The organism is Brevundimonas sp. (assembly GCF_024711105.1).
Classification (GTDB): Bacteria; Pseudomonadota; Alphaproteobacteria; order Caulobacterales; family Caulobacteraceae; genus Brevundimonas.
In genome coordinates, this window is the sequence record NZ_JANJTL010000008.1 from 1 (window position 1) to 6919 (window position 6919).

The 6919-nt window shown below is 69.3% G+C and carries 10 protein-coding genes; 5 read left to right on the top strand and 5 right to left on the bottom strand.

The features are described from left to right. The 3 genes from aroC to Q0M60_RS00560 form a co-directional block, all read left to right on the top strand. A partial coding sequence (gene aroC, locus Q0M60_RS00550; RefSeq protein ID WP_296814565.1) for a chorismate synthase occupies positions 1–924 on the top strand: 924 nt, incomplete at its 5' end. Positions 925–1386: 462 nt separating this feature from the next. Further along, positions 1387–2085: a pirin family protein gene (locus Q0M60_RS00555; protein WP_296814568.1), complete on the top strand. Its 699-nt coding sequence runs from the start codon at positions 1387–1389 to the stop codon at positions 2083–2085. Between the two features lie 72 nt (positions 2086–2157). Beyond that, positions 2158–2445: a hypothetical protein gene (locus tag Q0M60_RS00560; RefSeq protein WP_296814570.1), complete on the top strand. Its 288-nt coding sequence runs from the start codon at positions 2158–2160 to the stop codon at positions 2443–2445. A 20-nt stretch (positions 2446–2465) separates the two neighbouring features. Here Q0M60_RS00560 and Q0M60_RS00565 read toward each other — a convergent pair whose 3' ends face one another. From Q0M60_RS00565 to queC, 5 genes are all read right to left on the bottom strand, one after another. After that, a complete protein-coding gene (locus tag Q0M60_RS00565) occupies positions 2466–2813 on the bottom strand; it encodes a type II toxin-antitoxin system RelE/ParE family toxin (protein WP_296814573.1) in 348 nt (115 codons plus the stop codon). Beyond that, positions 2810–3067, bottom strand: a complete 258-nt coding sequence (locus tag Q0M60_RS00570) for a type II toxin-antitoxin system ParD family antitoxin (protein ID WP_296814576.1) — start codon at positions 3065–3067, stop codon at positions 2810–2812. The genes Q0M60_RS00565 and Q0M60_RS00570 overlap by 4 nt, the downstream gene beginning before the upstream one ends. Positions 3068–3136: 69 nt before the next feature. Then, on the bottom strand, positions 3137–3502 hold the full coding sequence (locus Q0M60_RS00575; RefSeq protein ID WP_296814579.1) for a 6-carboxytetrahydropterin synthase: 366 nt from the start codon (positions 3500–3502) through the stop codon (positions 3137–3139). A gap of 2 nt (positions 3503–3504) precedes the next feature. Then, complete coding sequence (queE, locus tag Q0M60_RS00580) at positions 3505–4140, bottom strand: 7-carboxy-7-deazaguanine synthase (RefSeq protein ID WP_296814582.1); 636 nt, start codon at positions 4138–4140, stop codon at positions 3505–3507. Then, entirely contained in the window at positions 4137–4859 is a 723-nt protein-coding gene (queC, locus tag Q0M60_RS00585; RefSeq protein ID WP_296814584.1) for a 7-cyano-7-deazaguanine synthase QueC, read from the bottom strand. Before queC ends, queE begins: the two co-directional genes overlap by 4 nt. 63 nt (positions 4860–4922) lie before the next feature. Here queC and cutA point away from each other — a divergent pair, with 63 nt between their 5' ends. Continuing rightward, positions 4923–5237 (top strand): divalent-cation tolerance protein CutA, encoded by a 315-nt coding sequence (cutA, locus tag Q0M60_RS00590; protein WP_296814587.1) that lies wholly within the window; start codon positions 4923–4925, stop codon positions 5235–5237. 86 nt (positions 5238–5323) lie between these two features. After that, on the top strand, positions 5324–6919 hold a 1596-nt coding region (locus Q0M60_RS00595; protein WP_296814589.1), incomplete at its 3' end, for a response regulator.

Sequence of the window (6919 nt, forward strand, 5' to 3'; positions counted from 1 at the left end):
CGCTTCGTCACCCAGCGGGCCGAGAGCGACACGGTGCGCATCCTCTCGGGGACATTCGACGACGGCGCCGGCCCGGTCACCACCGGCACGCCCATCAGCCTGATGATCCAGAACGAGGACGCCCGCTCGAAGGACTATGGCGAGATCGCCCGCGCCTATCGTCCCGGGCACGCCGACTTCACCTACGACGCCAAGTACGGCGTGCGGGACTATCGCGGCGGCGGCCGGTCTTCGGCCCGCGAGACGGCGATGCGGGTCGCGGCCGGCGCGATCGCGAGGAAGGTGCTGGGCGACGGCGTGCGCATCCGCGCCGGGCTGGTGCAGATCGGCTTCCATAAGCTCGCGGCGGACGCCTACGACTTCGACGCGGTCGAGACCAATCCGCTGAACGCTGCCACCGCCGAGACCGCCAGTTGGGAGGGCTATCTGGAGGACGTCCGCAAGGCAGGCTCGTCCATCGGAGCGGTCGTGGCGCTGGAGGTCACGGGCGTCCCCGCCGGCTGGGGCGCGCCAGTCTACGGAAAGCTGGACGCCGAGCTGGCCTCGGCCCTCATGTCGATCAACGCCGCCAAGGGGGTGGAGATCGGCGCGGGCTTCGGCGCCGCCGAACTGACGGGCGAGGAGAACGCCGACGAGATGCGCCTGGGCTCGGACGCCGAGCCCTTGTTCCTCTCCAACCACGCTGGCGGCGTCCTGGGCGGCATCTCCACCGGAGAGGCGATCACGGCGCGCGTCGCCTTCAAGCCGACCTCGTCGATCCTGACGCCGCGCCGGACCGTCACCCGCGACAGCTTCGAGACCGACATCCGAACCAAGGGCCGCCACGATCCCTGCGTGGGCATCCGCGCCGTGCCGGTCGTGGAGGCCATGGCCGCCTGCGTGCTGGCTGACGCCATGCTGAGGCACCGGGGGCAGGTGGGGTGAAACCCGTCGTCGCCTACCGTCATAAGCTCCGCTGGAAGCTGTGGCGGGCGTGGCAAGCCGTCAGCCAAGGGGCGGCGAGCATGCTCAGCGCGGCGATCCCCTACCTGGTTCTGGCGATAGCCCTAGCCCTGGGGATAGGGTCTTTCGTCGGCCTGAGGTATCTCGGCCCGCGTTACCAAGAGCATCGAACGGGTGAGGTCGTGGCTACGGGACCGGTTCGGTCGTCAGAGGGCTCGAAGCCAATCGCTCTCGTCAGGGTGGGTGCCGAAGTCTTCCGTTTTGAGACGCCGTCGATGGCAGGCTGTCGCATCGGCGACCGCGTGAATGTTCGCCAGACCTATCGAGTCCGACGAAGCGGCCCTGAACTCCTGCGTACGGAACCCACGAGCGGCTGCCGCGCCCTTCCGTAACCCACACTGTTACCTATATAGGCCTCAACACACCCCTCAGGGAGGCTTTTCCATGATCGAACGCAGACCCTTCGATAAGCTCGGCGGCGCCAACCACGGCTGGCTGGACGCCAAGCACCACTTCTCCTTCGCGAGCTACTACGACCCCAACAACATGGGCTGGGGGAGCTTGCGCGTCTGGAACGACGACTGGATCGCGGCCAACTCGGGCTTTCCGCCGCACCCGCACGCCGACATGGAGATCATCACCTATGTCCGGACGGGCGCGATCACCCACCAGGATTCCATGGGCAACAAGGGCCGCACCGGTGCGGGCGACGTCCAGGTGATGAGCGCGGGCACCGGCGTGCGCCACGCCGAGTACAACATGGAGCCCGAGGCCACGACCCTGTTCCAGATCTGGATCGAGACCGACAAGCGCGGGGCCGAGCCGAGCTGGGGCGCCCGGCCCTTCCCTAAGGGGGAGCGTAACGGCCGGTTCGCGGTCCTGGCCTCGGGCGTCGAGGGCGACGAGGACGCCCTGCCGATCAACGCGAAAGCGCGGGTCCTTGGCGCGACGCTCAAGGCCGGTGAGAGCCTGACCTACGAGCTGGACGCGGGTCGCCACGGCTATCTCGTTCCCGCCGTCGGCGCCGTCGAGATCAACGGCGTGCGCATCGGCGCTCGCGACGGCGCGGCCATCAAGGACGAGCCGAGCCTGACGATCACCGCGCTGGAGGACGCCGAGCTGGTGATGGTGGACAGCCGATAGGTCGCATCCCCTCCGGGTCCGTCGTGCGCTAGACAGGGCGGGCCCACGGGGGGCGAGTCGCCGGAACCTGTCATGACCAACCGTCCTCTTCGCACTCTCGCCCTCGCGGGCGTGCTCCTCGCCTCGCTCGGCCTGCAGGGCTGCCTGGTCGGCGCCGTCGCCGGCGCCGCGGTGGGCGTGACGGGCGCGGTGGTCGGCACGGCGGTGGGTGCGACCGGCGCCGTCGTGGGGGCCGGCGTCGACGCCGTCACCACCTCCGACGCCGAGGAGCTGCGCGAGATGCGCCGCGAGTGCGAGCGCCGCGTGCGCCGTGGCTCGAACGAGGACTGCTCGGTCTACGTCCCGCGCGACGACCGCTAGCCGTCAGACGCTCCGCAGGGTCAGCTGTCGCGCCCGCGCTTCGGATCGCCGAGCGCAGCGAGCCTGCGTGGAACGTCGGAACGGGCATGCAGGAAATCGACGATCGTGACCTGATCCGGCTGCTCGACAAAGACGATGAAGTGCTGGCCGGCGCGGGCGAAGCGTAGATCTTCAGGCGCTTCCGGGTCCACGAGGCGGCGACAATCCTGTGACGCCGCCGTGCCGGCGGCGATCTCCGCGCAGCGGGTGACAAGGTCTTCCTCGTAGGCGGCCATCTGACGCGGACCGAAGGTCTCGTGCGTCCAGCGTGCGATCTCCATGAGCGAGGCTTCGGCTTGGCGGGTCAGCCGCCAGGGCCGGGCAATCAAGTCCGCGAACGCGCGGCCGCGAAAGCGCGCCGGACCGCATCCTCGCCCGAGCCGTCGGCCAGATCGCCTCGACGCGCCTGGTCCAGGCCTTCGTCGAGGCGCGTGCGCAGCTCAGCCAGTTCAGCTTCGTCGCGGTCGAGCAGCCTCAGGCCCGCGCGCAGGGCCTCCGAGGCGTTCTGGTATCGGCCTGAAGCGACGAGTCGATCCACCAGCGCAGACTGGCTATCGGTAAGAACAACGTTGCGGGTTGCCATCGGGGTGCTCCAGACGATGCATTGGCAATATATGCCAGCATGGCCTGGGCGTCGACAGTCAGACGACCCCTAGAGCTCCAGCACGCACCGCTCGCCGATGGTCGGGCGGATCAGGGTGACGCGGGACAGCCCGGGGAACTCCGGCTGCAGCTTGCCCGCGAACCACAGGCAGAGCGCTTCCAGGCTCGGCTTCTCAAGTCCCGCGTGCTCATTCAGCAGCGAGTGATCGAGTTCGGCCGCGGCCGCCTTCAGGCGCGCCTCCAGGTGCGTCAGGTCGACGACGAAGCCCATATCGCCCGAGCGTTGGCCGCACACGCTGGCCTCGACCTGGAAGGAATGGCCGTGCACGCGCCGGTGCGGGCTGCCCTCGGGACCCAGCGGAAAGTGGTGGGCGGCGTCGAAGGTCGCGGCCTTGGTGACTTCGAAGGTGGTCATGGTCAGGGGACGCCGATGTACTTGTGTGTCTGAACGCTGAGGCGCCAGCGCGGATGGGTCAGGCAGTAGTCGAGCGCGGCCCGGGTGTTGGCCTCGCGGTCCGGCCCGTCCATGGGCTGGAGCCAGAAGCGCTCGAAGCCGAGCCCCTCGAAGCGGGCCGGGTCCACGCCGGGCTGCGGATAGACCAGCTTCAGCTCCTGGCCGGAGGTCTGGACGACCTCGGCGTCGGCCTTGGGACTGACGCAGATCCAGTCGACGCCGGCCGGCGCCGGAAGCGTGCCGTTGGTCTCCAGCGCGATCTCGAAGCCGCGCGCGTGAAGGGCCCCGATGAGGGCGGCGTCCAGCTGCAGCAGCGGCTCCCCGCCCGTGCAGACGACGAGGCGCGGATCGCCCTCCCCGCCCCGCCAAAGGGCGGCGACCGCATCGGCCAGGGCCTCGGGCGTCGAGAACTTGCCGCCGCCCTCCCCGTTCGTCCCGACGAAGTCGGTGTCACAGAAGGTGCAGACGGAGGTCGCCCGGTCACGCTCCAGCCCGTTCCACAGGTTGCAGCCGGCAAAGCGGAGGAAGACCGCAGGCCGCCCGGCCTGGCCGCCCTCGCCCTGCACCGTCAGGAAGATCTCCTTGACCGAATAGGTCATGCCGGAACCCCGGCGTAGTCGGCCCAGCCCTGGGCCCGCAGTTCGCAGGCCGGACAGGCGCCGCAGCCGTGGCCCCAGGCGTGGCGCGCGCCGCGCTCGCCCAGATAGCAGGTGTGGCTGTCCTCCAGGATCAGCTCGACCAGCGGCCGGCCGCCGATCTGTTCGGCCAGTCCCCAGGTCTCGCCCTTGGTCAGCGACATCAAGGGCGTGACGATCTCGAACGGCCGGGCCATTCCCAGCCTGAGCGCCGCTTGCAGCGCATCCAGCGTATCGCGGCGGCAGTCCGGATAGCCGGAGAAGTCCGTCTCGCACATGCCGCCGACCAGGACGTCGATCCCCCGTCGGTCGGCCAGCGCCGCGGCGTAGGTCAGGAAGACGAGGTTCCGGCCCGGCACGAAGCTGGTCGGCAGGCCGCGCGCATCCATCTCGATGGCCCGGTCGGACGTGAGCGCGCTGTCGGAAATCTGGCCGAAGCCGGTCAGGTCGATGGTGTGATCGGGCCCGAGCCGCCCGGCCCATTCGGGCTTCAGCCGCGGCAGGCGCTCCAGCACCGTCAGCCGGGCCCGCATCTCCACCGCATGCCGCTGGCCATAGTCGAAACCGACCGTCTCGATGCGCTCGTAGCGGTCAAGCGCCCACGCCAGGCAGGTCGCACTGTCCTGTCCGCCCGAAAAGAGGACGAGCGCGGACCCTTGCGGCTGTGAGGGGGTTTCGGACATGACAAACCTGCGGTCGGCCGTTCGGCCGCGCGCATGCAAAAGGGCTCAGACGTGGATCAGATCGTGCTCCTGTACACCACCTGGCCCGACGCGGAAACCGCCGAGACCTTCGCAGCCGAGGCCGTGGCCGAGCGGCTGGCGGCCTGCGCCAACATCCTGTCGGGCGCCCGGTCCATCTACCGCTGGGAGGGCGCGGTGGAGCGGGCCGTCGAGACCCCGGTGATCTTCAAGACCCGCACGACCTGCGTCGAGCGGCTGACGGCCCTGATCCTGGAGCGCCACCCCTATGACACCCCCGCCGTGGTGGCCCTGCCCGTCGCGCCCGGTGGATCGAATCCGGCCTATCTGGCCTGGGTGGGGACCGAGACCCTGGAATAGGCGCCGGAAAACGCGCGTTTCACCCTTAACCCTTCCGCAAACGCTGCTGTGGATATTGCAGGACCCAGTAGTTCTCGAAGGCCTGCATGCCGACGATCGACGCCTTGAGTGAACGTTCCGAGCCCGTCCGCCCGGAAACGCCGTGCAGCGAGGTCTTTGACCGGTTTGACCGTGAGCCGGACTGCCTGTTGCTCGCGGTCGTCGAGGACGGCCGCCCGGTGGGGGTGGTGGAGCGCGATCCGTTCCTGCGCAAGCTGGCCGCCGAGAATGGACGGACCCTGTACGGTTCGCGCCCGGTGTCGGCCTTGATGGACAACGAGCCGGTCGTCGTCGAGGGCTCGGTCAAGGTCTCGACGCTCGGCCAGGCTCTGCTGTCCCAGCGCGCCTCCAATGTGCTGCGTGGTTTCATCATTACGCACGAGGGCCGTTACGCCGGCGTCGGCTCGCTCGTCCGCCTGCTCCAGGCCAATGCGCTCGAGGATCGGGACGGCGAGGCGGACCGTGCGGCCGCGGCCGCCCGCGAGGCCGAGTTCACCGACCAGATCCGGGCCGCCGCGCGGTCCAAGAGCACCTTCCTCTCGGTCCTGAACCGAGAGCTCCGCACGCCCATGAACGGGGTGCTGGCGGTCGCCGAACTGCTGCAGCGCCAGCCTATCGGCCCGGACGCCAAGGCCTATGTGCAGACCATAGTGGACTCTTCCGAGACCACCATGCGCATTCTCGAGGACGCGCTGGACCTCGCCCGCGCGGAAGCCGGAGAGCTTACGCTCAATCCCAAGCCCGTCCTGCTGCGCCAGTTGATGGACGACATCGAGACCCTGTGGGCGCCGCGCGCGGCCCAGGACGGCGTCAGCCTGATGGTCGGCTATGAGGGCGACACCGAACTCGCCGCCGAGGTCGACGGCCTACGCCTGCGCCAGGTGTTCAACCATCTGATCGGCAACGCCCTGAAATACGCCCGCAATGGCGTGGTCGAGGCCTCGCTGAAGGCCGCCGTCCAGGGAGAGGGCCTGATCATCGAGGCGCGCGTGCGCGACAATGGCCAGGGCATCGAAGCCGAACGGATCGAACACCTGTTCGACGTCGCGGCGCGCCACGAAGACGCCAAGGCGGGTGGGCTAGGCCTGCCGATCTGCCGGCTGCTGATGCAGACCATGGGCGGCTCGATCCGAGCTGAGAGCAACGCGGGCCACGGCGCCACCTTCATCTTCGGCCTCAGCGCCCCTCGCGCCTATATCGAGACCGAGGAGGCCGTCGCCTCCAACGTCGCCGAGCTGACCGACCTGAATCTGACGGCCCAGCCGCACATCCTGATCGTCGACGACAACGCCACCAACCGCGTGGTGGCCCAGGCCCTGTGCGAAATGTTCGGCTGCACCTCGGCCCACGCCGAGGACGGCCTTGAGGCGCTCGAGGCCGTCAAGGGCGGCCGCTTCGACCTTATCCTCATGGACATCAAGATGCCGCGCATGGACGGCGTCGAGGCGACCCGCGCCATCCGCGCGCTGGACGGGCCGGTGTCCCAGACCCCGATCGTGGCCCTGACGGCCAACGCCGACCCCGACGACGCCAAGCGTTATCTGGAGATCGGCATGGCCGCCGTGGTCGAAAAGCCGATCAAGCCCGAGCGCTTGCGTGCAGCGATCAACACCGCCCTCTCCGGCGCCGAGGCTGAAGCGCCC

Bases quoted from the DNA above. Each gene is read 5' to 3' on its own strand.
- Q0M60_RS00570 (WP_296814576.1), bottom strand. From the start codon at position 3,067: ATGGCAACCCGCAACGTTGTTCTTACCGATAGCCAGTCTGCGCTGGTG.
- Q0M60_RS00560 (WP_296814570.1), top strand. From the start codon at position 2,158: ATGACCAACCGTCCTCTTCGCACTCTCGCCCTCGCGGGCGTGCTCCTC.
- Q0M60_RS00555 (WP_296814568.1), top strand. From the start codon at position 1,387: ATGATCGAACGCAGACCCTTCGATAAGCTCGGCGGCGCCAACCACGGC.
- Q0M60_RS00575 (WP_296814579.1), bottom strand. From the start codon at position 3,502: ATGACCACCTTCGAAGTCACCAAGGCCGCGACCTTCGACGCCGCCCAC.
- queE (WP_296814582.1), bottom strand. From the start codon at position 4,140: ATGACCTATTCGGTCAAGGAGATCTTCCTGACGGTGCAGGGCGAGGGC.
- queC (WP_296814584.1), bottom strand. From the start codon at position 4,859: ATGTCCGAAACCCCCTCACAGCCGCAAGGGTCCGCGCTCGTCCTCTTT.